The organism is Azorhizophilus paspali, from assembly GCF_043587585.2.
Classification (GTDB): domain Bacteria; phylum Pseudomonadota; class Gammaproteobacteria; order Pseudomonadales; family Pseudomonadaceae; genus Azotobacter; species Azotobacter paspali.
This window is the reverse complement of sequence record NZ_CP171449.1, coordinates 546,931-572,835: the sequence shown is the minus strand read 5'-3', so window position 1 is coordinate 572,835 and position 25,905 is coordinate 546,931. Positions and strand designations below refer to the sequence as shown.

At 66.8% G+C, this 25,905-nt stretch carries 17 protein-coding genes and 7 pseudogenes; 8 read left to right on the top strand and 16 right to left on the bottom strand.

The window, feature by feature from the left end; translation table 11 throughout:
* Positions 1 to 688: 688 nt before the first annotated feature.
* Positions 689 to 904: pseudogene (locus ACGI6K_RS02770) on the bottom strand (glycerate kinase); the annotation flags it as partial.
* A gap of 7 nt (positions 905 to 911) precedes the next feature.
* On the opposite strand from ACGI6K_RS02770, the pseudogene ACGI6K_RS02765 reads away from it, so the two are divergent.
* Both ACGI6K_RS02765 and ACGI6K_RS02760 read left to right on the top strand, forming a co-directional pair.
* Positions 912 to 1,373: pseudogene (locus ACGI6K_RS02765) on the top strand (NAD-binding protein); the annotation flags it as partial.
* 376 nt (positions 1,374 to 1,749) lie between these two features.
* Positions 1,750 to 2,439 carry a pirin family protein gene (locus tag ACGI6K_RS02760; protein ID WP_376945081.1) on the top strand — a complete coding sequence of 230 codons (690 nt, stop codon included), beginning with the start codon at positions 1,750 to 1,752 and terminating at the stop codon, positions 2,437 to 2,439.
* Between the two features lie 2 nt (positions 2,440 to 2,441).
* On the opposite strand, the gene ACGI6K_RS02755 is transcribed toward ACGI6K_RS02760, so the two are convergent.
* The 10 genes and pseudogenes from ACGI6K_RS02755 to ACGI6K_RS02710 all read right to left on the bottom strand — a co-directional run.
* The gene (locus tag ACGI6K_RS02755) at positions 2,442 to 3,170 is read right to left on the bottom strand and encodes a PqiC family protein (protein ID WP_376945083.1); all 729 of its coding nucleotides are present in this window, start codon (positions 3,168 to 3,170) and stop codon (positions 2,442 to 2,444) included.
* Positions 3,171 to 3,447: 277 nt separating this feature from the next.
* Complete coding sequence (gene parC, locus ACGI6K_RS02750; protein WP_376945085.1) at positions 3,448 to 5,706, bottom strand: DNA topoisomerase IV subunit A; 2,259 nt, start codon at positions 5,704 to 5,706, stop codon at positions 3,448 to 3,450.
* A 133-nt stretch (positions 5,707 to 5,839) separates the two neighbouring features.
* Complete coding sequence (locus ACGI6K_RS02745) at positions 5,840 to 6,823, bottom strand: esterase-like activity of phytase family protein (RefSeq protein WP_376945087.1); 984 nt, start codon at positions 6,821 to 6,823, stop codon at positions 5,840 to 5,842.
* The gene (parE, locus tag ACGI6K_RS02740) at positions 6,823 to 8,715 is read right to left on the bottom strand and encodes a DNA topoisomerase IV subunit B (protein ID WP_376945089.1); all 1,893 of its coding nucleotides are present in this window, start codon (positions 8,713 to 8,715) and stop codon (positions 6,823 to 6,825) included. Before parE ends, ACGI6K_RS02745 begins: the two co-directional genes overlap by 1 nt.
* 12 nt (positions 8,716 to 8,727) lie before the next feature.
* A complete protein-coding gene (locus ACGI6K_RS02735; protein WP_376945091.1) occupies positions 8,728 to 9,345 on the bottom strand; it encodes a YqiA/YcfP family alpha/beta fold hydrolase in 618 nt (205 codons plus the stop codon).
* 100 nt (positions 9,346 to 9,445) lie between these two features.
* A complete protein-coding gene (gene cpdA / locus ACGI6K_RS02730; protein ID WP_376945093.1) occupies positions 9,446 to 10,255 on the bottom strand; it encodes a 3',5'-cyclic-AMP phosphodiesterase in 810 nt (269 codons plus the stop codon).
* Positions 10,256 to 10,434: 179 nt separating this feature from the next.
* Positions 10,435 to 10,908, bottom strand: a pseudogene (locus tag ACGI6K_RS02725) (ABC transporter substrate-binding protein); the annotation flags it as partial.
* Between the two features lie 138 nt (positions 10,909 to 11,046).
* Positions 11,047 to 12,141, bottom strand: coding sequence for a dimethylsulfone monooxygenase SfnG (gene sfnG / locus ACGI6K_RS02720; RefSeq protein ID WP_376945095.1), 1,095 nt, complete (start codon positions 12,139 to 12,141; stop codon positions 11,047 to 11,049).
* A gap of 69 nt (positions 12,142 to 12,210) precedes the next feature.
* Complete coding sequence (locus ACGI6K_RS02715; protein ID WP_376945097.1) at positions 12,211 to 12,369, bottom strand: hypothetical protein; 159 nt, start codon at positions 12,367 to 12,369, stop codon at positions 12,211 to 12,213.
* 297 nt (positions 12,370 to 12,666) lie between these two features.
* Positions 12,667 to 12,789: pseudogene (locus tag ACGI6K_RS02710) on the bottom strand (sugar ABC transporter substrate-binding protein); the annotation flags it as partial.
* A 472-nt stretch (positions 12,790 to 13,261) separates the two neighbouring features.
* On the opposite strand from ACGI6K_RS02710, the gene ACGI6K_RS02705 reads away from it, so the two are divergent.
* The 4 genes and pseudogenes from ACGI6K_RS02705 to ACGI6K_RS02690 all read left to right on the top strand — a co-directional run bounded on the left by ACGI6K_RS02705 (position 13,262) and on the right by ACGI6K_RS02690 (position 17,536).
* Positions 13,262 to 14,500 carry an acyl-CoA dehydrogenase family protein gene (locus ACGI6K_RS02705; RefSeq protein WP_376945099.1) on the top strand — a complete coding sequence of 413 codons (1,239 nt, stop codon included), beginning with the start codon at positions 13,262 to 13,264 and terminating at the stop codon, positions 14,498 to 14,500.
* 45 nt (positions 14,501 to 14,545) lie between these two features.
* A pseudogene (locus ACGI6K_RS02700) lies at positions 14,546 to 15,768 on the top strand (SfnB family sulfur acquisition oxidoreductase).
* A 105-nt stretch (positions 15,769 to 15,873) separates the two neighbouring features.
* Positions 15,874 to 16,833 carry a 2-hydroxyacid dehydrogenase gene (locus ACGI6K_RS02695; protein ID WP_376945101.1) on the top strand — a complete coding sequence of 320 codons (960 nt, stop codon included), beginning with the start codon at positions 15,874 to 15,876 and terminating at the stop codon, positions 16,831 to 16,833.
* Between the two features lie 340 nt (positions 16,834 to 17,173).
* Entirely contained in the window at positions 17,174 to 17,536 is a 363-nt protein-coding gene (locus ACGI6K_RS02690) for a BON domain-containing protein (RefSeq protein ID WP_376945103.1), read from the top strand.
* 20 nt (positions 17,537 to 17,556) lie between these two features.
* On the opposite strand, the pseudogene ACGI6K_RS02685 reads toward ACGI6K_RS02690, so the two are convergent.
* The 5 genes and pseudogenes from ACGI6K_RS02685 to ssuD form a co-directional block, all read right to left on the bottom strand.
* Positions 17,557 to 18,227, bottom strand: a pseudogene (locus ACGI6K_RS02685) (3,4-dihydroxy-2-butanone-4-phosphate synthase).
* Positions 18,228 to 18,770: 543 nt separating this feature from the next.
* Positions 18,771 to 18,995, bottom strand: a pseudogene (locus ACGI6K_RS02680) (ABC transporter ATP-binding protein); the annotation flags it as partial.
* Between the two features lie 650 nt (positions 18,996 to 19,645).
* A complete protein-coding gene (locus ACGI6K_RS02675) occupies positions 19,646 to 20,836 on the bottom strand; it encodes a trans-sulfuration enzyme family protein (protein WP_376945105.1) in 1,191 nt (396 codons plus the stop codon).
* 137 nt (positions 20,837 to 20,973) lie between these two features.
* Positions 20,974 to 21,825, bottom strand: a complete 852-nt coding sequence (locus ACGI6K_RS02670) for an amidohydrolase family protein (protein ID WP_376945107.1) — start codon at positions 21,823 to 21,825, stop codon at positions 20,974 to 20,976.
* Positions 21,822 to 22,955 (bottom strand): FMNH2-dependent alkanesulfonate monooxygenase, encoded by a 1,134-nt coding sequence (gene ssuD, locus ACGI6K_RS02665; RefSeq protein ID WP_376945109.1) that lies wholly within the window; start codon positions 22,953 to 22,955, stop codon positions 21,822 to 21,824. Before ssuD ends, ACGI6K_RS02670 begins: the two co-directional genes overlap by 4 nt.
* A 612-nt stretch (positions 22,956 to 23,567) precedes the next feature.
* Between ssuD and ACGI6K_RS02660 the strand changes: the two genes are divergently transcribed.
* Positions 23,568 to 24,755, top strand: coding sequence for an acyl-CoA dehydrogenase family protein (locus tag ACGI6K_RS02660; protein ID WP_376945111.1), 1,188 nt, complete (start codon positions 23,568 to 23,570; stop codon positions 24,753 to 24,755).
* A 9-nt stretch (positions 24,756 to 24,764) separates the two neighbouring features.
* Positions 24,765 to 25,868, top strand: coding sequence for a sigma-54 interaction domain-containing protein (locus ACGI6K_RS02655; RefSeq protein ID WP_376945112.1), 1,104 nt, complete (start codon positions 24,765 to 24,767; stop codon positions 25,866 to 25,868).
* Positions 25,869 to 25,905 lie beyond the last annotated feature (37 nt).

Sequence of the window (25,905 nt, the reverse complement as noted above, 5' to 3'; positions counted from 1 at the left end):
ACACCCGCCATGGGAATATTTCGTTAGAGAGCGACCTGGTAGCAGCCAATAAAACACAGCTTGAACGCCCGGGCTTTTCGACAAGATATCGAGTATGCCCATGGATGGAAGAAACTTGAACGGCAAGATTAATCCTCAATTTTTTCTTTCGTGCCCAAAGCGGCTCGGTCATTTCCATCCAGATACTGCCTGAGAAAAAGAATTTCGGAAGCCGAACATGCGGAGCTGGGTAATTGCCAGCCTGAGTCACCCTGCCACAGTGACGGTATGCCACGGTGACAATGTACGCCATATGGGTACACTAACCACATTCACTGTGCTTTCTGCTTCCATAGGGAAATTTGCCGGCATGTTGTCCTCCAGCAGCATTGCCGGCTTCTTCTTTTCTGCCTGCCGTTGTCCGCGGTAGCGCTTCCCCCCTTTCCCACATCCATCTGCCCGAGCAGCTCCGCCTCTTGTGCCGGCCGGCGCCGAGAATCGTTCTGCCGGCGGGAAGCAGGCACTCCGGAGCGCATTTGATTTCAAGCTGGACACAGCCCGTCGAGCCGGAACGTGCCGGGTTTTCACAGCAGTATGCGCTCGGGGCATTTCCTCGGCGATCGACGATAAATTTCGCTGAAACAGGAACCAGAACAGGCCCGGCAGCCTGCGCGACCTATCCCTGTCCCGGTCGCGCCCCATGGCGTGTTCAGCCACGCGCCAGTTGCCAGAGCCGGGCGATGTCGGCGGCGCGCCGACGCAGCAGGACGGAGGCAGCCAGGCTGATCGGCCCCGGCACTAGGCTGAAGGCGGCATCGATGCCGTGCCCGTAGAGGCGTTCGTAACCGTCTCCGAGCATGCTGGCCAGGGCTACGACCGGCACGCCGTGACGCTTGGCGATGCCCGCCACGCCCATCGGCGTCTTTACGCCGGGCGGCGAGGTGGGCGCCAAAGCCGCGACCCTGAGCATCATGGTCGGCGGCTGCCTGGACGTCTTCGAGCGCGCCCTGCCGCTGTTCCAGGCCATGGGCAAGAACATCACCTGCGTGGGTTCCAACGGCGACGGCCAGACCGCCAAGCTGGCCAACCAGACCATCGTCGCCCCGAACATCCAGGCCGTCGCCGAGGCCCTGCTGTTCGCCGCCCGCAACGGCGCCGATCCGGCCAGGGCACGCGAGACCCTGATGGGCGGTTTCGCCGGATCGAAGATCCTCGAAATCCACGGCGAACGCATGCTCAAGGGCACCTGCGACCCGAGCTTTCGCATCATTCTGCAGCAGAAGGACCTGAACCTGGCGCTGTCCGGCGCCCGCGAACTGGGTCTGAACCTACCGAACACCGCCAGCGCCCAGCAGGTATTCAGTACCTGCGTGGCCCTCGGCGACGGCGAATGAGACCATTCGGCGCTGATCAAGGGCCCGGAGCACATGGGCAACTTCTAGATCCGGGAAGAATAAGCCGTTTCCTCAGGCACGAAGCCGGCCCGGCCTCGCGCGTGGCCCCTTTCGACCCGCCCGGCCGGCGGATTCGTGGCCCGGATAGCCGGGTGGGTCGACTCCGAACGACGACCGCAGCTCCGCACGAGCCCTTTCTTCCTGCCCCTACTCCGACCGCCCACCTCTCTCCCGAAAGAGCCCTCCCCGCCAGCGGCCAGCGCCGAAACCATCGACGAATTCGATGAATCGCTTCCGAAAAGCGCATTTTTCATCCACTTCGCTGCGGACTAGCCTTGCTGACGGCGATACCCCTTCACCCCACAGGAGAGAATCGATGATCACTCTGCGCCCGGCTGACGAACGTGGACACGCCAATCTCGGCTGGCTGGACAGCTACCACAGCTTTTCCTTCGCCGACTATTACGACCCGCACCATATGGGTGTCTCGCAACTGCGGGTGATCAACGACGACCGCGTCGCGCCGCGAAGCGGCTTCGACGCCCACCCGCACCGCGACATGGAAATCGTCACCTACATGCTGAAAGGCACCGTCGAGCACAAGGACAGCATGGGCAACAGCAGCCACCTGCGGGCCGGGGAAGTCCAGGTGATGAGCGCCGGCAGCGGCGTCGTGCACAGCGAGTACAACCCGTCCGCCAGCGAACCGCTGCACCTTCTGCAGATCTGGATCCAGCCCCGGGAAAGCCGGGTGCCGCCGCGCTATGCGCAGAAGGACTTTTCCAGCCTGCGCGGGCTGGGCCTGCTGGTTTCGCCGGACGGCCGCGAGGGCTCGCTGCCGATCCGCCAAGACGCCTGCCTGTACCTGGCCCGCCTGGACGAACGGCAGTGGACCAGCCAGCCGGCCCGCACCGGGCGCACCTACTACCTGCACGTCGCCAGCGGCAGCCTGCAGGTCAATGGCGTATTCCTGGCGGCCGGCGACGGCGCCACGCTGGTCGACGAGCCGGCCATCAAACTGGAGGCCCGCGACAAAACCGAGGTGTTGCTGTTCGATCTGCCCTGAACTCAGAAGCGGAACACCTCGACGTTGCGAGTCGGCGTAACGATCGGGATATCCAGCTTGCGCGGCGGTTTCTCCTGCGCCTTGGGCGCGGCCACGCGCACGCTCCTGCGCCGTTCCGCCGCTACTGCGGCGGTCCGCGCACGCTGCTCGGCCAGCGGCCGGATCGCCACCGCCAGCCGCTCGGCGAGACGCTGCAGCACCAAACTCTGTGCCCGCACCTGATCGGCGCTGGAGCCCTGGTGCGGCTCCTGCAGACGAATCAACCGGCTCTCGCTGAGATACCCCCGGCGATCCAGCAGGCGCCACTGGGCCTCCAGCACAGCCGGCTGCTGGGGACCCGAATCCAGGCGAGTGATGTTCAACTGGATTTGTACGTCCGGCTTGAAACCGGGCGCCCCTGGCTCGGGCATCAGGCGGTGGCTATCCAGGTGCCAGGCCAGGTGACGCAGCAGCAACTGGTCGATGTCGGCCTTGAGGTCGCCGGCCCAGCGGGCATCGCTGGCAGTACTCAGGTGTCCGTCCGCGTGGCGCTGCACCAGCAGGGCATCGTCCCGTTGCAGATAATCGGCCAGGGTCAGCGGACCGAGCAGCACGGCCGGGCCGTTTCGCTTGGGCGTTTCAGGGTTGCCGCTGTCCAGCCGGTAGAGAGTCGTCGTCGGGCGGAGCGAGCAGGCGCCCAGCAGGGAAAAGGCAACCAGCAGGACAAGCAAGCGAAAACGCGAGAATCTCATCAATATTCACCCAGGAGGTTGCCGACAGGCAGCCATAATCCATCCCAAAGGCCGTGGCCCGGTGCACTGCGCTGATCAGGCGCACCGGGAGGCTGTCGGCCATGCCCAAAGTCAGGCTGATTCATTCGTTGGAGGCCGTTGCGAGCCACGGACCGGGTCGGGCCTGGAGATGGCTACTCCATCGCTCCCTCGCAAGCCGCCCCGTGCGATCGAAAGGTTGTCGCTGGCCGGCAGTCGGGCAGGCAACCAGCCACAGGATTTCAGCGACATTCTGCCATCAGCCCGGCTCCTCGACCAAGAGCGCGTCGACCCGCTGGAAACCACGCGGCAACTTGTTGCCGCGCTCGCCGCGCTCGCCCCGGTAATGCTCCAGATCGGCCGGCTTCAGCGACAGGGTGCGCTTGCCGGCCTGCAGTTGCAGGGTCGCCCGCTCGGATAGCACGACGAAGTCGCACAGGTATTCCTCGCGACTGGCGACCCGCGCGCCCGCAATGGCGATGATCCGGTTGCCCTTGCCCTTGGCCAGTTGCGGCAGCTCGGCGACCCTGAACAACAGCAGGCGCCCCTCCGAGGTCACCGCCGCCAACCAATCGCTGCCTGCATCGCCCAGCGGCCGCGGCGCCATGACTTGGGCGCCGGCCGGCAGACTCAGCAGGGCCTTGCCCGCCTTGTTCTTCGCCTGCAGGTCCTCGCCCCTGGCCACGAACCCATAGCCCGCATCGGAAGCCAACACATAGAGCGCCTCGTCGTCCGGCAGCAGCACGCATTCGAAACTCGCCCCCGGCGGCGGTGCCAGGCGTCCGGTCAGGGGTTCGCCCTGGCCGCGCGCCGAAGGCAGCGAATGGGCTGCCAGGGAATAGCTGCGGCCGCTGGAATCGATGAATACGGCATATTGGTTGGAGCGGCCCTGGGCCGCCGCCTTGAAAGTGTCGCCGGACTTGTAGGAGAGTGCCGCCGGATCGATGTCGTGGCCCTTGGCGCAGCGCACCCAGCCCTTCTCGGAAAGCACCACGGTCACCGGCTCGGTGGGCAGCAGCTCGGTTTCCGACAGGGCTCTGGCCTCGGCGCGCTCGACGATCGGCGAGCGCCGCGCGTCGCCGTAGGTCTCGGCGTCCACCAGGAGTTCCTTGCGCACCAGCTTCTTCAGCCTGGCCTCGCTACCGAGCAGGCCCAGCAGCTTGTCGCGCTCCTTGGCCAGCGCATCCTGCTCGCCGCGGATCTTCATCTCCTCCAGCCGCGCCAGTTGGCGCAGGCGGGTGTCGAGGATGTAGTCGGCCTGCGCCTCGCTGAGCGCGAAGCGTTCGATCAGCACGGGTTTCGGCTGGTCTTCGCTACGGATGATGCGGATCACTTCGTCGAGGTTGAGGAAGGCGATCAGCAGGCCTTCGAGCAGGTGCAGGCGCCTCTCCACCTTGTCGAGGCGGAACTGCAGGCGCCGGCGCACCGTCCGCACGCGGAACTCCAGCCACTCGGCAAGCAGCGCGCGCAGGTTCTTCACCTGTGGCCGGCCGTCCAGGCCGATGATGTTGAGGTTGACCCGGTAGCTGGTCTCCAGGTCGGTGGTGGCGAACAGATGCTGCATCAGCCCCTCCACCTCGACCCGGTTGGAACGCGGGATGATGACGATGCGGCAGGGGTTCTCGTGGTCCGACTCGTCGCGCAGGTCGGCGACCATCGGCAGCTTCTTGGCCTGCATCTGCGCGGCGATCTGCTCCAGCACCTTGGCCCCGGACACCTGGTGCGGCAGCGCGCTGATCACCACATCGCCGTCCTCGACCCGGTACAGCGCGCGCATGCGCAGCGTGCCGCGACCGCTCTCGTAGATCTTCAGCAGCTCGGCGCGGGGCGTGACGATCTCCGCCTCGGTGGGGAAGTCCGGCCCCGGGACGTGCTCGCAGAGCTGCGCCACCGTCGCCTGCGGCTCGTCCAGCAGGTGCACGCAGGCGGCCGCTACCTCGCGCAGATTGTGCGGCGGCACGTCGGTGGCCATGCCTACGGCGATGCCGGTGGTGCCGTTCAACAGGAGGTTGGGCAGCCGCGCCGGCAGCACCGCCGGCTCCTCCAGGGTGCCGTCGAAGTTCGGCACCCAGTCGGCGGTGCCCTGCCCGAGTTCGGCCAGCAGCACCTCCGCATAGCGCGACAGGCGCGCCTCGGTGTAGCGCATGGCGGCGAACGACTTGGGATCGTCCGGCGCGCCCCAGTTGCCCTGACCGTCGATCAGCGGATAGCGATAGCTGAACGGCTGGGCCATCAGCACCATGGCCTCGTAGCAGGCCGAGTCGCCATGCGGATGGAACTTGCCGAGCACGTCGCCGACGGTACGCGCCGACTTCTTGTGCTTGGCGTCGGCATCCAGGCCCAGTTCGCTCATCGCATAGACGATACGCCGCTGCACGGGCTTGAGACCGTCGCCGATGTGCGGCAGGGCGCGGTCCATGATCACGTACATGGAATAGTTGAGGTAGGCCTGCTCGGTGAAGTCGGCGAGGGAGCGGCGCTCCACGCCGTCCAGGCCGGGATCGAAGGATTTGTGCATAGGTCAGTCCCCAGGGGATGTCATCGATTGTTTCCCCGATTGCGTTGCCAAGGGGCGCGAACGCCGGCCGGCCCCGCATCCGTTGCAACGCGGAAAACAATCGATGACACACCTGTATCGCGGTGGGCCGCGCTCACGGCTGGCCGATCCAGCCCCCGGCCGGCGCAGCGAAATGCCAGAGCATCGGCCGGGTCTCGCCGTCGCCGCGGGCAAGGGTCCCGTTGTCGGTGCCGATCCAGGCGCTGTCGTCGTCGATCCACAGGGCCTCGGCGCTGCCCCAGGGCTGTGCGTAGCGGCGCGCGTCGGTGAGCAGTTCGTCGGCGAACGACCAGCAGCGCTCGACCTCGCCGGTGTTCGGGCTGTGCCGGCAAATCCGGTGCGCCAGGCGTTCCAAGCTGAACAGCTTGTCGCCGTGGAAGGCCAGGTCGGAGAAACTCCTCGCCCACTTGCCCCGGCTTTCCAATCGGGCCGGCGACTCGCCCGGACCGTCCTCGCTGAGCAGCACGCAACTGCCTTGGCACTGCCAGTTGTCGCGAGCGCGGTGCGCCACCAGCAGTCCGCGGCGCTCGCGCTCGGCGGCCAGCCAGAGGCGCTCGCCGGGCGGATCGATGGCTATCCCCTCGAACATGGCGTTGAACTTAAGCAGCATGCCGCTGGCCCGCGCTTGGCGCAGCAGCGGCGCCGGCAGCGCCAGCCACTGCGGCTGGCCGATCTCCGGCAACTGCAACACGGCGGCGTAGGCCTCGCTGACCAGATAGCGGTTGCCCTGGGCATCGCAGCTCAGCCCCTCGAAATCCATCTCGCCGCCGCGCAGCTTGCCCATCAGTCTGGAACGTGCGCGAATGCCCCAGGGCAGGGCGCTGTCGGGCAGCGGCGGCAAGACGAAGGTCTGCGCCTCGGCCCGCCAGGCCTTCTCGCCGGGCCACAGGCGGTAGAGGCGGTCGTCGTCGCGGTCGGAGACCGCCCACAAAAAGTCCCCGCAGCGGGCCAGCCCGGAGAAGTTGCCGCTCGGCATGCCGTCGAGCGGATGCTCGCCGAGCAGGCGCAGGGGCTCCACCGGCGCGGCGTGCGGCGCCGTGCCGAACAGCAGGCACAAAGCCGCCAGCCAGCGCCGCATCAGACCAGCACCTCGGCCAGGTTGCCCTTGGTTTCCAGCCAGGACTTGCGGTCGCCGGCGCGCTTCTTCGCCAGCAGCATGTCCATGACCTCGCGGGTGCCGTCGAAGTCGTCGAGAGTCAGTTGCACCAGGCGGCGGGTGTTGGGGTCCATGGTGGTCTCGCGCAGTTGCAGCGGGTTCATTTCGCCGAGCCCCTTGAAGCGGGTGACCTGCGGCTTGCCGCGTTTTTTCTCGGCGGCCAGGCGTTCGAGGATGCCGTCGCGCTCGGCCTCGTCGAGGGCGTAATGAATCTCCTTGCCGAGGTCGATGCGGTACAGCGGCGGCATGGCCACATGCACGTGACCGGCCTCCACCAGCGGGCGGAAGTGGCGGACGAACAGCGCGCAGAGCAGCGTGGCGATGTGCAGGCCGTCGGAGTCGGCGTCGGCGAGGATACAGATTTTGCCGTAGCGCAGTTGCGAAAGATCCGCCGAGCCGGGATCGATGCCGATGGCCACGGCGATGTCGTGCACCTCCTGGCTGGCCAGTACCTCGCCGCCGTCCACTTCCCAGGTGTTCAAGATCTTGCCGCGCAACGGCATGATCGCCTGGAACTCCTTGTCGCGCGCCTGCTTGGCGCTGCCGCCGGCAGAATCGCCCTCGACCAGGAACAGCTCGGCGCGCAGCGGGTCTTGCCCGGCGCAGTCGGCCAACTTGCCGGGCAGCGCCGGCCCCTGGGTGATCTTCTTGCGCTCGACCTTCCTGCCGGCCTTGAGACGGCGGCCGGCGTTGCTGATCGCCAGTTCGGCCAGTTGCAGGCCCAGCTCGGGGTGCTCGTTGAGCCACAGGCTGAAGGCGTCCTTGACCACGCCGGAGACGAAGGCCGCCGCCTCGCGCGAGGACAGGCGCTCCTTAGTCTGCCCGGAGAACTGCGGCTCGGCGAGCTTCATCGAGAGGACGAAGGCGATGCGCTCCCAGACGTCCTCCGGCGCCAGCTTGACGCCGCGCGGCAAGAGGCTCCTGAATTCGCAGAACTCACGCATGGCATCCAGCAGGCCCTGGCGCAGACCGTTGACGTGGGTGCCACCCTGGTCGGTGGGGATCAGGTTGACGTAGCTTTCCGAGCGGAACTCGCCGCCCTCGGGCAGCCACAGCAGCGCCCACTCCACCGCTTCGCGGCTGGCGGCGAAGCTGCCGGTGAAGGGCTCCTCGGGCAAGCGGGGGAAGTCGCCGACGGCATCCGCCAGGTAGGAGCGCAGGCCGTCCTCGTAGTGCCACTCGACCTTCTCGCCGCTGCCCTTGTCCTCGAAGCTCACCGACAGGCCCGGACAGAGCACCGCCTTGGCCTTGAGCACGTGCTTGAGGCGGGCGACGGAGAACCTCGGCGAATCGAAGTACCTGGCATCCGGCCAGAAATGCACGCTGGTGCCGGTATTGCGCTTGCCCACGCTGCCGACGATCTCCAGCTCGCTGGCCTTGAAGCCGTCGGCGAAGACCATGCGGTATTCGTTGCCGTCGCGCCTGACCCGCACCTCGACGCGGGTCGACAGCGCGTTGACCACCGAGATGCCGACGCCGTGCAGACCGCCGGAGAACTGGTAATTCTTGTTGGAGAACTTGCCGCCGGCATGCAGCTTGGTGAGGATCAGTTCGACCCCCGGCACGCCCTCCTCCGGGTGGATGTCCACCGGCATGCCGCGGCCGTCGTCGATCACCTCCAGCGAATTGTCTTCGTGAAGGATCACCTGCACGGATTTCGCGTGACCGGCCAGGGCCTCGTCGACGCTGTTGTCGATCACCTCCTGGGCCAGGTGGTTGGGACGCGTGGTATCGGTGTACATGCCCGGGCGCTTGCGCACCGGGTCGAGCCCGGAAAGGACTTCGATGGCGTCCGCGTTGTAGGTCTGAGCCATGGTTGCCTTACTTCAGAGTTCGGAAAAATCGAAATCGCGCCACAGCGTGGCATCGAAGCCGGCGAAGGCGAGCAGTTCCGGCAGGTGCCCGGCGAAGCCCTGGAAACCATGGTCGCCGCCCCGCTTGACGGCCGGCGCGCAATGCCTGTAGTAGGCCGCGGCATCCCGCCAATCGAGGGTTTCGTCGCCAGTCTGCAGCCACACCCGGTAGCGCGTGGGGTCCCGCGGGGGCGGCACCTCCAACTCGGCGAGCGCCGCTAAATGGCCGACGGTCAGCTCCCAGGTCTCGCCGCTGTAATGGTTGTGCTGCGTCCCCAGACAGCTGCCGAACAGCCGGTAGGGCCGTACCGCGGGGTTGATCAGCACGGCCCGCAGGCCGTGCCGTTCGGCCAGGTGGGTCGCATAGTAGCCGCCTAGGGAGCTGCCGACCAGCGTGGGGCGCCCCAGCTCGGCGAGCAGCGTCTCGAGTTGGGCGATCGCCCGGCGCGGATGGTGGTGCAGATCCGGCACCCGCAGCCGCAGGGCCAGGCCAAGAGCTTGCATGGCACAGGTCAGTTGCCGGGCCTTGAGGGAAGCGGACGAACTGTTGAAGCCGTGGATATAGAGAATGGACGGCACGGCGCTGGGCATGACTCTCGGTCGAGGGTGACAGAAGAAGGCTACAAGCGGCAGGCGACAGTCTCAAGTCGGCCGGCCGCTTCACCGCTGTGCGGCATGCCCCCGCAGGGCCTCAGTAGCCGTCCGTGGCGTAGTCGATCTGGAAGCGGTAGCCGGTCAGCCGCGACACGCCGGTGTCCAGCCGGCCGTCGGCGTGCAGGCGCAGCCAGCGGTAGCCGGGCGCCTGGTCGCTGACCGAGAAATTCGCGCTGCCAGGCGTGAACTGCACGCAAGTCGAGGGCGAGGCGAGCAGGCGCACGCCGCGGCGCATACTGTCGAACTCCTGGTGCACATGCCCCCAGAGCAGCGCGCGCACCTGCGGGAAGCGGTCGAGCACGGCGAACAGCGCCTCGGCGTTGCGCAGGCCGATCGACTCCATCCACTGGCAGCCGACCGATACCGGGTGGTGGTGCAGGCAAACCAGGTGATGACGCTCGGGCGCCTCCGCCAAGGCCCGTTCGAGCCGGGCCAGTTCGTCCGCGTCGAGGAAGCCGGGCACCGCGCCGGACAAGACCGAATCGAGCAGCACTAGGCGCCAGTCGCCTAGGTCGACGACCGGCTGGCGGCATTCGCCGCCGACACGCGCCAGGACCTTAGGATCGTCGTGGTTGCCGGGAAGCCAGCGCAGCGGCGCGGCGAGCGGCGCGCAGATACGCAGGAAACGCGCGTAGGAATCGGCCGAACCGTCTTGGGAAATGTCGCCGCTGGCCAGCACCAAGTCGATGCGCGGCTGCTCGCGGCGGACCAGTTCGACCACCCGTTGCAGGCTGTCCTGGGTCTGCATGCCGAGCAGACGCGCCTCGGCGTCGGCGAACAGGTGAGTGTCGGTCAGTTGCACCACCAACAAGGAAGCATCGGTAACGAAATGGGATGGACTCGACAAGACCGTCTCCAAAAGCGGAAGCAGGCCAATTATCGCCCCAGGCACGCGGCCTGATAAGTCCGTACAACAGACGTGGTTCACAGAATGCCCACGCAGGATGCCCGGTCGTGAAGCAGTTCATCATCGTCCGTCCGTATGACAAGGGAATGGCGCGGGCGGGCCATCCTCGGACGGGCCGCTCAGGCCTCCTTGGCGCAATCGCGCGGCACGATGCCCTTCTCGGCGGCGTACTTGCGCGAGGACGCCTCGATGATCGGCCGCAGCAGGGCGCGATCGGCCTGTACCCAGTCGCTGATCAGCGTCCATTTCTCGCCGTCCCACTGCTGGAAGCGTACCGCGCCGCCACCCTCATGGTCGGAGCAGGACAGCTTGAGCGGCTGCACCAGCCCCTTGGCGCCGAGAGCGGCCAAGCGCGCGTCGTCCAACTTGAGATTCTCGAAGCCCCGGCGCACCTGCTCGCCGCTCAAAGGTTGCTTGCCGAACTTCTCCTGGGCGATGCGCAGTGCCTCGACGTTGAGGATGCCGTTGACCACGCCGAGGTTGTAATAGACGGTGCCGAAGCGCTTCGGGTCGGCCAGGTCGTCCTGGCCCTTATCGACCACCTCCTTCCTGATGCCCTGCAGTACCGGGAAGTCGCTGCCGGCCACCTGTGTCCAGGTGCGCGCCTGCCAGATGCCTAGGCGCTTGTGGCGCAGGGCGATGCTCTCACCCTGCTGCCGCGCCTGCCAGCACAGCCAGTCCGGCAGGGTGGTGGGGACACGCTCCCCGCCGTCCGCGAAGCGAACCATGGCTTATGCCGCGCTCTTCTCGGCGGTCCGCTTGGTCTCCAGCTCGCGCACCAGCGGCAGCACCTTCTCACCGAAGTAGGCGACCTCCTCCTGAAAGTGCAGGAAACCGCTGAGGATCAGGTCCACGCCTACCGCCTTGAGGGCGACGATGCGCTCGGCGATCTGCTGCGGGGTGCCGATCAGGTTGGTCTTGAAGCCGTCGTTGTACTGCACCAGGTCCTCGAAGGTGGACTTGGCCCAGTTGCCCTCGCCTTCCGGGCTGGCCGCGCCGGCCTGGCGGACCTCGTGGCCGAAGGCCCTGACCGCTTCGGGATCGGCCTTGGCGAGGATCTCGGCGAGCACGGCCCTGGCCTCCTCCTCGGTGTCGCGGGCGATGATGAAGGCGTTCACGCCGACCTTGACCTTGTGGTTGTTGGCCGCGGCCTTGGCGCGCAAGTCGTCCACCTCGGCCTTGATCCCTTCTAGGCTATTGCCGTTGGTGAAGTACCAGTCGGCCGCCCGCGAAGCCATGTCGCGCGCCGCGCGCGAACTGCCGCCTTGGAAGATCTCCGGGCGCGGCTGCTGCAGCGGCTTGGGCTTGAGGCTGTAGTTGTGGAAGCGGTAGAAGTCGCCCCGGTAGCTGAAATCGTCCTGGGTCCAGATGCCCTTGAGCACCTCGATGAACTCCTCGGAACGCCGGTAGCGCTCGTCGTGCTCCAGCAAAGGTTCGCCGATGGCGGTGAACTCGCTGCGGAACCAGCCGGAAACGATGTTCACCGCGATACGTCCGCCGGTGAGATGGGAAATGGTGGAGATCTGCTTGGCCAGCACCGCCGGATGCCAAGGCCCCGGCAGGATCGCGGCGATCACCCGCAGCTTCTCGGTGGAGGCCAGCAGTGCGTGGCTGATGGCCACCGACTCGTGCTGGTACTCGGCGCCGTAGCCGGCAGTGAAGCGGATCTGCGACAGCGCGTATTCGAAGCCGGCCTTCTCGGCGATCCTCGCCAGTTCGCGGTTATAGTCGATGTCCCAACTGGTGCGTTGCTCGATCTTGCTAACGACGAGACCGCCGCTGACGTTGGGTACCCAGTAGGCGAACTTGATCGGTTCCTGACTCATGGCATGTGCTCCAAAACTAAGAAGGTGGCTGGAAAACACCGGGCACCCCAACGGCACCCGCCAAAGACCTTAGAGCAGCAGCCGTGCCAACAGGAAAATCGGTTTAAAAATCAGTAATTTGAAAATAAAAAGCGGATTTTCGAGGTGTTCTTGCCGACGCAAGCTGTTGCGCAGGTGCTGCCCGGCGGACAGCGTTCCGCTCCAGGGGCACGGCTTCCCCTCTTCCATGGCACCTGCGCTCGGCCTGACGAAAGGCGAACAGGGTGTCGTGCCAACCTTTGCGAAAAGCCTTTTCAAGCATGATCCCGAATTCGCAAGCAGCACTCGCCCCGCTCAAAAGCCAGATGCCGGAGCGAAAAGCCTGACAAAGCGACTCGGGCGAGAACCCGAAACAGGGACTGTCTCGGCAAAAGCCGGCACGGTACCTGGGCACGGGCCGCACGGCCTTTTCCGAGTCAAAGAACGACAGCGTGCGAGGTTCAGCTTGCAAAAGACCGAAGCGCCGCCGTTCGATGTGCTCGGACGCTCCGGCTGGAGCACCTTCAGCCCCGGCCGGGCGGCCAGCACCTTCTGCGGTTCGTCGTAGCGGATGGCGCACACCGGCACGCCGTAGAAGCCGTTGAACACCAAGATGTTGCCCTGGCCGCCGCCTGTAGGGTGGATGGCCAAAGCCATCCACCGTGCTGGCCAAGCCCGTGGCGTTGCCCACCCTATGACTTCGCGACGGACAACGGGGCTTCGAATCGCCATTCACTAGCATGGCTCCCGCCAAGACAGCGCGGCGCTCTTGCCCTGGCCGCCGCCTGTAGGGTGGATGGCCGAAGCCATCCACCGTGCTGGCCAAGCCCGTGGCGTTGCCCACCCTATGACTTCGCGACGGACAACGGGGCTTCGGATCGCCATTCACTAGCATGGCTCCCGCCAAGACAGCGCGGCGCTGTTGCCCTGGCCGCAGTCCGCCAGCAAGTTGCTCCGCAGGCAACAGGGAAAACCGTCCGGAAATGGCTGGAACCCGCACGAATTCCGGGTTCGGCGGGTGGGCATGGCCTGTGCAGAAGGCTTGCCAACAGCCCGGCGGCTTGTAAGGTCGCCGCGATCGGTCCAACTCAGGAGCCTTCCCATGACCGCCCAGCAACATCCGCTAGCTCTATCCACCGGCACCGACTACGAACGCCTGGCTGAGCGTTTCCGGCCGATCTTCGCGCGCATCGCCGAAGGCGCCGTCGAGCGCGAGCGCAACCGCAGCCTGCCCTACGAACCGCTCAAATGGCTCAAGGAAGCCGGCTTCGGCGCCGTGCGCGTGCCGCTGGAATACGGCGGCGCCGGCGCCTCGCTGGTGCAACTGGTGCAACTGCTGATCGAGCTGGCCGAGGCCGACTCCAACGTGCCGCAGGCGCTGCGCGGCCATTTCGCCTTCGTCGAGGACCGTCTCAACGCCCACGCCGAGGTCCGCCAGGACAAGTGGTTCCAGCGCTTCGTCGCCGGCGAACTGGTCGGCAACGCCTGGACCGAGGTCGGCGCGGTGAAGATCGGCGAAGTCGGCACCCGGGTCAGCCGCCAGGGCGACCAGTGGGTGGTCAATGGCCACAAGTACTACAGCACCGGCAGCATCTTCGCTGACTGGATCGATGTGTACGCCCAGCGCGACGACGACGGCCGCGACGTGATCGCCGCGGTCAGCACCGACCAGAGCGGCGTGCGGCAGAGCGACGACTGGGACGGCTTCGGCCAGCGTACCACCGGCAGCGGCAGCTCGGTGTTCGACGACGCGGTGGTTGCCGAAGAGAACATCATCGACTTCTCCAGCCGTTTCAAATACCAGACCGCGCTCTACCAACTGGTGCTGATCGCCGTGCTGGCCGGCTCCGGGCGCGGCGCGCTGCGCGACTTCGCCGGCGAGGTGCGCCAGCGCACGCGCATCTTCAGCCACGGCAACGCTCCACGGGTCAGCCAGGACGCGCAGATCCAGCAGGTGATCGGCAAGGCTGCCGCCCTGGTCTACGCCGCCGAGGCCACCGCCCTGCGCGCCGCCGCCCCGGCCCAGCGCGCCTACGAAACCCGCTTCGGCGACGACGAGCGGGCCGAGCACGACGCCAACGTCGCCGCCGAACTGGAATCGGCCAAGGCCCAGGTGGTGATCGCCGAGCTGATCCTGCGCGCCACCAGCGACCTGTTCAACGCCCTCGGCGCCTCCGCCACCAGCGAGGCCAAGCAGCTCGACCGCCACTGGCGCAACGCGCGCACCGCCGCCTCGCACAACCCGCTGATCTACAAGGAACGCATCGTCGGCGACTGGGAGATCAACGGCACCGAGCCGCCCTACGTCTGGCAGATCGGCAGCGGCCCGAGCGCTACCTGAGCCAGCTTCCCCTTCACCGAACGTCATGCACGAAAGGAAATCCCCATGAGCGAACAGCAAGCCCCGACCCGCCCGGCCGATCCCTACCTGCAAGCACTGCCGCAGCAGTCGGCGCATCGTATCCGCAGCGACGCCGAGGCCATCGAGATCGCCCGCGAGGCGGCCCAGCGCGACCGCGAGCGGCGCCTACCGGTGGCGGAACTGAACGCCTTCTCGCAGAGCGGCCTGTGGGGTATCACCGTGCCCCGCAGCCATGGCGGCGCCGAAGTCAGTTACCGGACCCTCGGCGAAGTCATCAAGACCATTGCCGCCGCCGACCCGTCGCTGGCGCAGTTGCCGCAGAACCACCTGGCCATCGTCGACCACATCCGCCTCGACGGCAGCGAGGAGCAGAAACGCTACTTCTTCGGCCTGGTACTGGACGGCGTGCGCTTCGGCAACGCCTTCTCCGAGCGCGACAGCCGTACCGTGGCCGACTTCGAGACGCGCTTGAGCCCGGACGGCGAAGGCTTCTTCCGGGTCGATGGGCAGAAGTTCTATTCCAGCGGTGCCCTGCTCGCCCACTGGGTTCCCACCGCCGCGGTGGACAGCGAGAAACGCGCCTTCCTGGCCTTCATCCGGCGCGACGCCGAGGGCCTGGAAGTGATCGACGACTGGTCCGGCTTCGGCCAGCGTACTACCGCCCCAGCGGCACCGTACTGGTGAACAAGGTGCGTGTTGCGGCCGAGCACCTGCTGCCGGTCCACCAGGCCTTCGAGCGACCCACCGCCGCCGGGCCGATCTCGCAGTTCCTGCAGGCCGCCATCGACGCCGGCATCGCTCGCGGCGCGCTGGCCGAGACCGAGGAACAGGTGCGCCGCCACGCCCGCCCCTGGCTCGACTCCGGCCTCGAACACGCCTGGCAGGCCCCCTACACCCTGCAGCAGATCGGCGACCTGCAGATCCGCCAGCGCGCCGCCGAAGCGGTGCTCGACCTGGCCGCCGACAGCATCCAGCTCGCCGTCGCCAATCCCGACGAGGACACAGTGGCCGCCGCCTCCATCGCCGTGGCCGAGGCCAAGGTGCTCACCACCGAGGCGGCCATCCTCGCCAGCAACAAGCTGTTCGAGTTGGCCGGCACCCGCTCCACGCTGGAGGAGTACAACCTCGACCGCCATTGGCGCAACGCCCGCACCCACACCCCGCGCGATCCGGTGCGCTGGAAGTTCAGCATCATCGGCGACTACTACCTCAACGGCGTCAAGCCGGCGCGCCACCCCTGGCTGTAGAGAACCCTCCCGCCGCCTCCGGACGGCAGAGGCTTCGCCAATTCGCAACTGTGGCGGCGGGCGACAGACGCTAAGCTGGGCCCGTCTTCCCCACGAGAAATCGCCATGCAGCCCAGCCTTCTCCTCGCCTCACGCGTTTCCGAATCCTTTCATCAATGCCTGCAAGCCCGCTTCGGGGTGGTCGAGGCGACGAGCGCCGACTTCGACGCGGCGGTCGCCGCGCTACCGCCGGAGCTGGCCGGAGACATCCGCATCGTCGTCGCCTTCGGCTCGACACGCATGCCGACGGCGGCGCTGGCCCGGCTGCCGCGCCTGGAACTGATCTGCTGCCTGGGCAGCGGCTACGACGGCATCGACCTGGATCACGCCAGGCAGCGCGGCATCATCGTGACCAACAGTCCCGCGGCGAACGCCGCGAGCGTGGCCGATCTGGCGATGGGCCTGCTGATTTCCAGCGTCAGGAACCTGCCCGCCGCCCGCCAGTATCTGGAAGCCGGGCGCTGGCAGGGCAATGCCGGCGAGCGCATGCAGCCCGTGCGCGGCCTGAGCGGCCGCCGGCTGGGCATCTGCGGCCTGGGCGCCATCGGCCTGAACGTCGCCAAACGCGCCGCGGCCTTCGACATGGAGGTCGGCTACCACGGCAGGAAGGTTCGCCCGGAGGTTCCCTACCCGTACTTCGACTCCATCGCGCGACTCGCCGCCTGGGCGGATGTGCTGGTCGTGTCCCTGCGCGCGGACCCCACCACCTACCACGCGATCGATGCCGGCGTGCTGCGGGCGCTGGGCCCGCAGGGCTTTTTGATCAACGTCTCGCGCGGGACGACCGTGGACGAGCAGGCCCTGGTGCACGCCCTGAAGAGCGGGCAGATCGCCGGCGCGGGACTGGATGTCTACGAGCACGAGCCGGCAATCCCTAGCGAACTCTTCCAGCTTCCCCACGTGACCCTGACACCGCATATCGGCGGCAGCACCCTCGAAGCGGCGCAGGAACAGGAGGCCTGTGTCCTGGCCAACATCGAGGCGTACGCGGCGGGACAGCCGCCGCGCACGCCGGTCCCCCTGTAGCCGCCCCGGCGGCGGTCGGGAAGGCGCGCGATCGGCAGGCGCCCGGCCGGCCGCGATGGCCCCTGCAACCAAAGGGCCGCTTTCCCGAGTCGCTCTTCCATTTCGCCCTTGCCGTTCGAGCACGAATCCGCCGCGAACGCCCGGAACGACGGGAAAGTTCGCTGGCGCATCATCGAATGCCCAATGACGGCGGAACTCGGGACAAACCGATCGCAAAACGATGGCGAAGTGGAACCCGCCATCCGACGGCCCAGACTTTTACAGAACTTACCAAGTCCCGAAAGAGTCCATGGTTGTATTGCCACGCTGTAATTCCCCAAGAAGAACAGGAGTGAACACCATGAAAAAACACCCTTGGGCCTATGTCGCCATCACTGCCGCCACGGTTTTCGGCCTGTCGATGGGTACTGGCGTCAGCGCCGCCGAATCCCGGCAGGCCCAACCGGTAATGCTCGCCGCCGATACCATGGAAAAAGCCGAAGACGCGGTTTCCGACACCTGGATCACCAGCAAGGTGAAATCCACCTTCCTGGCCGACAGCGATCTCGACGGCATGGATATCAAGGTGGAAACCAACCAGGGCGTCGTGTCACTGTCCGGCACGGTCAGCAGCGAAGCCGAGAAAGACCTGGCTATCCAGAAAGCCATGAGCATCAAGGGCGTGAAGGACGTATCCGCTGATGCCCTGCTGGTGGCCGAGTAAGCGCCAAGCCTTCCGGGACCTCATGCGCTCCCCTGGCGACGGGGAAGCGAAGTCGAGGGGGCGTAGCTAAGCGCCCTCGTTCGCGACACCTTCGCGCACCGTCGCCAAGCGCGCATGAACCCGCTCCGCTGCTCCCCGAAACCAATCCGTTCGCGATACTCCGATTTCCGTCGCCGCTCGCACAGCCTTCCTCCGCCGGCGAGCCGTCGCGGCTCCTGCGCTTGCGCGCGGCGCCAGGCGATGAGCTGTTCGATGCTGACGATCGGCAGGTGGTGTTCGCGGGCGAAGACCAGCAGTCCGGGACGCCGCGCAATGTTGCCGTCGTCCCTGACGATCTCGCAGAGCACGCCGGCCGGCGCCCGGCGAGCACGGCTAGATCCAGCGCCGCCTCGGTGTGGCCAGGACGCTCCAGCATGCCGCCGGCCCTGGCGCGCAGCGGAAAGACATGCCCCGGCCGGGCGAAGTCGTCTGGCCGCGAAGCCGGGTCGGCCAGGACATTGAGGGTCGCCACGCGGTCGGCGGCAAAAATCCCGCTGCTAGTGCCGTGGCGGTAGTCGACGCTGACGATGAAGGCGGTCTGCCGGGACTCGCTGTTGGCCTCGACCATCAGCGGCAGTTCGAGCGCATCGAGACGCTCGCGGGGCAGCGCGACGCAGACCAGGCCGCTGCTGTGGCGGACCAGGAAGGCCATTTGTTCGGGATGGCCCAGCGCCCTCTCCCCGGCCCTCTCCCGCAAGCGGGAGAGGGAGAAGGCCCCCGGTGCCACGTACCGGGACGAAGCCCATCCCGACACCCGACTCGCCGGCACCACCTTGCATGCTCCCCTCTCCCCATGGGAGAGAGGCCGGGGGTGAGGGAAAACGGCTCAGCGCCTTCTCCCTGGCCTTCTCCCGCAAACGGGAGAGGGAGAAGGCCCCCGGTACCACGTACCGGGACGAAGCCCATCCCGACACCTGACTCGCCGGCACCACCTTGCATGCTCCTCTCTCCCCATGGGAGAGGGGCCGGGGGTGAGGGAAAATGGCCCAGCGCCCTCTCCCTGGCCTTCTCCCGTAAACGGGAGATGGAGAAGGCCCCCGGTGCCACGTACCGGGACGAAGCCCATCCCGACACCCGACTCGCCGGCCCCCCTTGCACGCTCCCCTCGCCCCATGGGAGAGGGGCCGGGGGAGAGGGAAAACGGCCAGCGCTTCCAACTCACACCAGAGGGGAGCCGAAAACCTGGTGAGATGCCCTACCCGGCCCTGCCGCCCAAGTAGAAGTGCTGGATATTCTCCCGCGTGGCCAGTTCCTGCGCCGCGCCCTCGCCCACCACCCGGCCGTTCTCCAGGATGTAGGCATAATTGGCATGCCGCAGGGCGACGTTGATGTTCTGTTCGGCGACCAGGAAGCTCATGCCCTCCTTCTCGTTGAGCTGGGCGACGATTTCGAAGATTTCCTCGACGATGATCGGCGCCAGCGACGCGCAGCGACACGCCGGCCACGGCAAGGATGGCGCCGTCGTAGATCACTTCGATATCGTTCACCACCAGCAGTTCGGCGGGGGCGGCCTGGGTACTCATGGGGATATTCCTCCGTTCGAAAACGCCGCTCGGCGCGGCAATCGCGCAGCGTCAGGCCCTTCTCTTTCGCGTAGGCGGCGGATTTGGCCTCGATCAGCGGCCGCAGCGCGGCGAAGGCCCGCCCCGCGTGCGAGGCGCCGGCCTGAAACAGCGCCGGCGTACGCTGCGGCGAGAAGGTGGAATCCTCGAAGAAGCCCTCGCCGGCGGCGAGCGACGGCAGGGCTAGAGCGATGGACAAGGAAAGGTAGCGGACGGGCCTGTGCATGGATTTGTTCCTGTGGCTGATCGTGGCGCCCTCCGCCGTGGAGGTGCGCCAGCTAGTAGGCCAATATCCATGCCAGTAAAAAATTATTTGTTATTCAATAACTTAAATCAAAATTCCGGACTTCGGCGAATACCCTCGGCAGCAAAGTGTCCATTCGCTGTTGCCCGCCGGGCAGCGGCGCCGGGGCGGGTCGCTACCTGCAAAAGCGGACTCATCGGCAATGATCGATGCCACCCCGCGGTTCCGATCGAGAATGAATGCTCCCCTTGCGAGAGCCGCCGCTCAGAGCCGCTCCAGCGCCTGGACGAAATCGTCGACGATGTCCCCGGCCTCCTCGATGCCCACGGAGACACGCACGGTGCCGTCGTGGATGTCCAGGGCGGCGAGGACTTCCGGCGCCAGGGCGCGGTGCGAGGTCTTGCCCGGATGGCTGATGCTGGTCGCCACGCCGGCCAGCGAGGGAGCGAACACCGCGAGGCGCAGCGCGTGGATCAGCCGGTCGACCTTAGCCAGGCCGCCGTCGAGGGTGAAGCTCAGCATGCCCGAGCAGCCGTCGGGGAACAGTCGCCGGGCCAGGGCGTGGTCGGGGTGCGAGGGCAGGCCGGGGTAGTGGACCCGAAGCACCTTCGGATGGGCTTCGAGCGCCTCGGCCAGCGCCTGGGCGTTGCGCGAGTGGGCCTGCATGCGCAGGGCCAGGGTCTTGGCGCCGCGCAGGGTCAGCCAGGCCTCGAAGGGACTGGCGCTGCCGCCGGCGTTGATCTGGAAGCGCCGCGCCCGCTCGACCCATTCGGCGTCGCCGGCGAGGATGCCGCCGGTGGCGTCGCTGTGGCCGTTGAGGTACTTGGTGGTGCTGTGCAGCACCAAGTCGGCGCCGTGGTCCAGCGGACGGAACAGCGCCGGCGAGAGGAAGGTGTTGTCGACCAGCAGCTTGAGCCCGTGTTTCCTCGCCAGCGCGGCCAGAGCTGGCACGTCGCTGACCCGCACCAGCGGGTTGGAGGCGGTTTCCGTGTAGATCAGCCGGGTGCGCGGACCTATCGCCGCCTCCACCGCAGCCAGGTCGCCGATGTCCACCAGGCTGGAGGCGATGCCGAGGCGGCCCAGCTCCTTCTCGATCAGGCTCTGGGTGGTGCCGTACAGCTCGCGACTGGCGATCAGGTGGTCGCCGGCCTCCAGGTTGCCGAGCAGCGCCGCGCCGATCGCCGCCATGCCGGAGGCGCCGAACAGCGCCGCCTCGCCGCCCTCCAGGGCGAGGATCAGCGCCTCCAGCGCGGCCGGATTGGGATTGCCGATGCGCGTGTACATGTAGTTGTCGGGATTGCCGGCGAGGAAGTCGTCGACCTGCGCCAGCGAGTCGTAGACGAACACCGAGGTCTGGTAGATCGGCAGGGTCTTGGCATGGGTGACCATCTGCCGATCGATTTCGTTGCCCGCGTGCACGGCGCGGGTGGAAAAGCCCTGGGGGATCTTGAACATGACGGGACTCCGGGACGGGGATCGAGGGAAACAGGATAGGGGATCGGGCGCGGCGCGGCAGTCGCTGCAAACGCCTCGAGCGCCCTCTCCCTCCCGCAGGAGAACGATCGGAAGAGGGCAAGGGGAAACCCGGCGCCTTACTTGGCCAAGCCGAACAGCCGCGCGGCGTTGTCGTGGAGTAGCTTGTCCAGTACGTCCTCGCGAAAGCCCAGGGCGAGAAAGTCGTCGATGGTCTGGCGGATCGGCCGAAACGGGTAGGACGAGCCGAACAGCAACTGCTCGCCGAGAAAACCGTTGGCCGCCTGCACGAAGGCTTCGGTGCCGGGTTGGAACAGGTACATATCCGGCACCGCCAGGATGTTCTCGTAGCGGAAGGCCACGCCGATCAGTTGCTGCACGTTCGGCCAGTAGCCGTGGTAGCAGACGATCGGCAGCGTCGGGAAGCTGCGCGCGACCTTCGCCAGCCGGCCGGGGTCGTTGAAGGCCGGGTCGGGGGTGGTCGGCCCGGACATCAGAAACAGCGGGACGTTGCGCGCCGCCAGGTGCTCGTAGACCGGGAAGTACAGCGGATCGTCCGGGTGCCGCGGCGGCTCGCCGAAACCCGGCTCCAGGTCGATGCCGGAAAGGCCCAGTTGGTCGATGGCGCGGTCGATCTCCTCCACCGCGCCTTCGATGCCCTGTAGCGCCGGGTCGATTCCGGCGATGCCGAGCAGCTCGTCGTGGCCGTGGACGATCTCGTGGATGAAGTCGTTGGGCAGGTGCTGGGACGGGGTGTGCCGGCCGACCACCACCGCCCTCTCCAGCCCGGCGTCGCGCACCTCGGCGAGAAAGCCCTCGGCGCTCAGCGAACGCTCGAAGTGCGCGTCGTCGCCACGGGTGCCGACCCGCCGGTTCAGCCAGCGCGCGGCCGCGTGCTCGGGCGACCCGGGGGTGGCGCCAAAGAAGTCGTGCAGGTACGCCGGCCGGCAGCGCATGTCGATGACCCTCATGCGGCGGCCTCGCTCTTGGTGGCGCGCACGTCGAAGGCGCCGCCGGTCAGTTCCTCCTCGACGGTCACCGGCTGCTTGCCGGGCAGCAGCGGGAACACCAGTTCGGCGAAGCGAATGGCCTCTTCCAGGTGCGGATAACCGGAGAGCACGAAGCTGTCGACGCCGAGGTCGGCGTATTCCTTGAGGCGCGCGGCCACGGTCTGCGGGTCGCCGACTAGCGCGGTGCCAGCGCCGCCACGTACCAGGCCGACCCCGGCCCAGAGGTTGGGGCTGACTTCCAGTTTGTCGCGCCGCCCGCCGTGCAGCGCGGCCATGCGCCGCTGGCCCTCGGAGTCCATGGTCGCGTAGTTGGCCTGGGCCTTGGCAATGGTCTCGTCGTCGAGGTGGCTGATCAGCTTCTCGGCGGCGGCCCAGGCTTCCTCGTTGGTCTCGCGCACGATCACGTGCAGGCGCACGCCGAAGCGCACACTGCGCCCGTACTTCTTCGCCCGCTCGCGCACGTCGGCGATCTTCTCGGCCACCGCCGCCGGCGGCTCGCCCCAGCTCAGGTAGGCGTCGACGTGCTTGGCCGCCAATTCGTGGGCCGCCGGCGAGGAGCCGCCGAAATACAGCGGCGGATAAGGCTGCTGCACCGGCGGGAAGAAGTTCTTCGCACCCTTGACGGTGATGTGCTTGCCGGAGAAGTCGACGGTCTTGCCCTGCAGTAGATCGCGCCACACGGTGAGCACCTCGTCGGCCGCCTCGTAGCGCTCGTCATGGTCGAGGAACACACCGTCGGCAGCCAATTCAGTGGCATCGCCGCCCGGCACCACGTTGAGCAGCAGGCGGCCCTTCAGCGCCTGGTCGAGAGCGGCGGCCTGGCGCGCGGTGGCGGTCGGGCCGCTGACCGAGGTGCGCAACGCCACCAGGAGCTTGATGCGGCTGGTCACCGGCACCAGGCTGGCCGCCGTCACCCAGGGGTCCAGGCAACTGCTGCCGGTGGGGATCAGCAGGCCGTCGTAGCCGAGGCTTTCGGCGGTCACGGCGATCTGCCGCATGTACTCGTTGGTCGCCGGACGGCCGGAGGAAGACTTGCCGAGATAGCGGGTATCGCCGGAGGTGGGAAGGAACCAGAAGATGTCCAGACTCATGAATGCGTGCCTCAGGATGAATGCGGGCGCAGCGATGCGCGGTCTATCCCTCCGGCAAGCCCCATGCCAGAGCGCGCCGGCGACTTCTGGAACAAAGGAAATTGCAGCGAAATATCGAAAAACGACAAGCAATAAACGCAAATTCGCAGAAAAAACCCAACGGATCGCGGAGCGTTCCGGCCCTCTCGTCCGCCGCCATTACCGCCATTGCTGCGGGATCTCTGTCCCCCCGGCAACACTTTGCGGGGCAAGTGTTGCATGAGAAACAGTTGCCTGGACAACAGTTGAGCCTGTGCGGACGACAACCTTGCCGAACCCCTTAAGCAAATAACAAAAAGATATTTAATCTTGAATTTTTATATCGCCTAGATTAGCCACATCGATTCTTCGGGCCAGCCGACCACGATGCGCCAGCCCAGGCGCGGCCAACTGTTGGCTCGACAACAATCGATCAAGTGTTACTCCAGCAACAGCGACTCAACAACGCAGTACCGGAGGCAACAGGAATGGCCTGGCATAATTCGATAAACCATTGATTATAAATAATTTCATGGCATGGCACAGGGATTGCTTTCATTGGGGCCAGTCGAACCACAACCAGAGGAACAGCGTGTGACCGCCATCCAACAACCCAAGGTTCTGCCGCCCCTGCAGATCGCCCGCAAACTGGCCGCCGAATTCGCCGAGACCGCCGCCGAGCGCGATCTGCAGGGCGGCACGCCGAAGACCCAACGCGATGCGCTGCGCCAGAGCGGCCTGCTGGCCCTGGCCATCCCTCGCCAGTACGGCGGCCTGGGCGCCAGTTGGTGCGAGACCCTGGAGATCGTCCGCGAGTTCGCCCGCGTCGACAGCTCGATCGCCCATGTCTACGGTTTCCAGCACCTGATGCTGGCCACCGTGCGCCTGTTTTCCCGTCCGGACCAGTGGCAACCCTGGTTCGAGCAAACCGCGCGCAACCAGTGGTTCTGGGGCAACGCCCTGAATCCCCTGGACACCCGCACCGTCGCCCGCAGGTTCGACGGCTGGCGCGAATTCTCCGGACGCAAGAGCTTCTGCTCCGGCTCGGCCGACTCGGAAATGCTGATCGCCTCGGCGCTCGACGAGAGCAATGGCGGCAAGCTGCTGATCGCCGCGCTGCCCAGCGGACGCAGCGGCATCACCCTGCACGACGACTGGGACAACATGGGCCAGCGCCAGACCGACAGCGGCAACGTCACCTTCGAGCAGGTACGCGTCGAGGAGAACGAGCTGCTGCTAGACCCCGGTCCGCTGAGCACGCCCTTCGCCTGCCTGCGCCCGCTGATCGCCCAGTTGACCTTCGTCAACCTGTTCCTCGGCATCGCCGAAGGCGCCTTCGCCGAAGCCCGTCACTACACGCTCAAGGAAACCCGGCCGTGGTTCAAGTCCAGCGCCGCGCACATCGGCGAGGACCCCTATACCCTGCGCCACTTCGGCGAGTTCTGGGTCGGCCTGGAAAGCGTGCGCCTGCTCGCCGAGCGGGCCAATGCGCTGCTCGACGAGGCCTGGAGCAAGGAAGAACGCCTCGGCGCCGAGGAACGCGGCCAGCTCGCGGTGGCCATCGCTACCGCCAAGGTCGCCGCCAGTCGCGTCGGCCTCGACCTGACCGGCCGGCTGTTCGAAGTCACCGGCGCCCGCGCTACCCATGCCGCCCTGCGCCTGGATCGCTACTGGCGCAATCTGCGTACTCAGACCCTGCACGACCCGCTGGACTACAAGCTCCACGAGTTGGGCGACTGGGCACTGAACGGGACGCTGCCGACCCCAACCTTCTACTCGTAGCCGTCGACCATGCAACTGCTCACCCTTCCCCCATCTCCCGCATTGGCCACATCGATCCGGGCGACCGCGCAGGTCTTCGCCGACCCCAAGTCGCAGGCCCTGCTCGCCCACCTGCAACAGATCGCGCCGAGCGACGCCAGCGTGTTGATCATCGGCGAGACCGGCACCGGCAAGGAGCTGGTGGCCCGCCATGTGCACAACCTCAGCAAGCGCCGCGGCGGCCCCTTCGTCGCGGTGAACTGCGGCGCCTTCTCGGAAAACCTGGTGGAAGCCGAACTGTTCGGCCACGAGAAGGGCGCCTTCACCGGCGCCCTCAGCGCCAAGGCCGGCTGGTTCGAGGCAGCCAACGGCGGCACCCTGTTCCTCGACGAGATCGGCGACCTGCCGCTGGCGATCCAGGTCAAGCTGCTGCGCGTGCTACAGGAGCGGGAGGTGGTACGCCTCGGCTCGCGCAAGAGCATCCCCATCGATGTGCGGGTGCTCGCCGCGACCAACGTGCAATTGGAGAAAGCCATCAACGCCGGCAATTTCCGCGAGGACCTCTACTACCGCCTCAACGTGGTCAGCCTCGAACTCGCCCCGCTGCGCGAGCGCCCCGGCGACGTGCTGCCACTGGTCCGCCACTTCATCGGCGAATACAGCCGGCGCCTGGGCTACAGCGAAATCGCCCTGGACCGGGACGCCGAGGAGAAGCTGCTCGCCTATTCCTGGCCGGGCAACATCCGCGAGCTGGAAAACGTCATCCACCACACCCTGCTGATCTGCCGCAACAACCTGATCCGCGCCGCCGACCTGCACCTTTCCAACCTGCGCATCGAACGCCAGGAGGAAACCGCCCCGAACGCCGACGAGTCGGCCGAGGCGCTGCTGCAGCGCGCCTTCCAGAAGCTCTTCGAGGAGGACTGCGACGCCCTGCACGCACGGGTCGAAGCGGCCCTGCTGCGCACCGCCTACCGCTTCTGCCACTGCAACCAGGTGCACACCGCCAACCTGCTCGGCCTCAGCCGCAACGTCACCCGCGCGCAACTGATCCGCATCGGCGAGCTGGTGGTGAGCAAGCGTCGCAGCCTGCCGCCGCCGACGAGTCGGCAGCCGGTCGACCTGTCGATCTGAGTCCATCCCGAACGACAGTCAGACGGACGAAACTGGA

Excerpts from the sequence above, each read along its gene's own strand:
- ACGI6K_RS02715 (WP_376945097.1), bottom strand. The coding sequence starts at position 12,369 with ATGGAAGAGGGGAAGCCGTGCCCCTGGAGCGGAACGCTGTCCGCCGGG.
- ACGI6K_RS02655 (WP_376945112.1), top strand. The coding sequence starts at position 24,765 with ATGCAACTGCTCACCCTTCCCCCATCTCCCGCATTGGCCACATCGATC.
- ACGI6K_RS02670 (WP_376945107.1), bottom strand. The coding sequence starts at position 21,825 with ATGAGGGTCATCGACATGCGCTGCCGGCCGGCGTACCTGCACGACTTC.
- ACGI6K_RS02760 (WP_376945081.1), top strand. The coding sequence starts at position 1,750 with ATGATCACTCTGCGCCCGGCTGACGAACGTGGACACGCCAATCTCGGC.
- parE (WP_376945089.1), bottom strand. The coding sequence starts at position 8,715 with ATGGCTCAGACCTACAACGCGGACGCCATCGAAGTCCTTTCCGGGCTC.
- sfnG (WP_376945095.1), bottom strand. The coding sequence starts at position 12,141 with ATGAGTCAGGAACCGATCAAGTTCGCCTACTGGGTACCCAACGTCAGC.
- ssuD (WP_376945109.1), bottom strand. The coding sequence starts at position 22,955 with ATGAGTCTGGACATCTTCTGGTTCCTTCCCACCTCCGGCGATACCCGC.
- ACGI6K_RS02675 (WP_376945105.1), bottom strand. The coding sequence starts at position 20,836 with ATGTTCAAGATCCCCCAGGGCTTTTCCACCCGCGCCGTGCACGCGGGC.
- parC (WP_376945085.1), bottom strand. The coding sequence starts at position 5,706 with ATGCACAAATCCTTCGATCCCGGCCTGGACGGCGTGGAGCGCCGCTCC.
- ACGI6K_RS02755 (WP_376945083.1), bottom strand. The coding sequence starts at position 3,170 with ATGAGATTCTCGCGTTTTCGCTTGCTTGTCCTGCTGGTTGCCTTTTCC.
- ACGI6K_RS02690 (WP_376945103.1), top strand. The coding sequence starts at position 17,174 with ATGAAAAAACACCCTTGGGCCTATGTCGCCATCACTGCCGCCACGGTT.
- ACGI6K_RS02735 (WP_376945091.1), bottom strand. The coding sequence starts at position 9,345 with ATGCCCAGCGCCGTGCCGTCCATTCTCTATATCCACGGCTTCAACAGT.
- ACGI6K_RS02705 (WP_376945099.1), top strand. The coding sequence starts at position 13,262 with ATGACCGCCCAGCAACATCCGCTAGCTCTATCCACCGGCACCGACTAC.
- ACGI6K_RS02745 (WP_376945087.1), bottom strand. The coding sequence starts at position 6,823 with ATGCGGCGCTGGCTGGCGGCTTTGTGCCTGCTGTTCGGCACGGCGCCG.
- ACGI6K_RS02695 (WP_376945101.1), top strand. The coding sequence starts at position 15,874 with ATGCAGCCCAGCCTTCTCCTCGCCTCACGCGTTTCCGAATCCTTTCAT.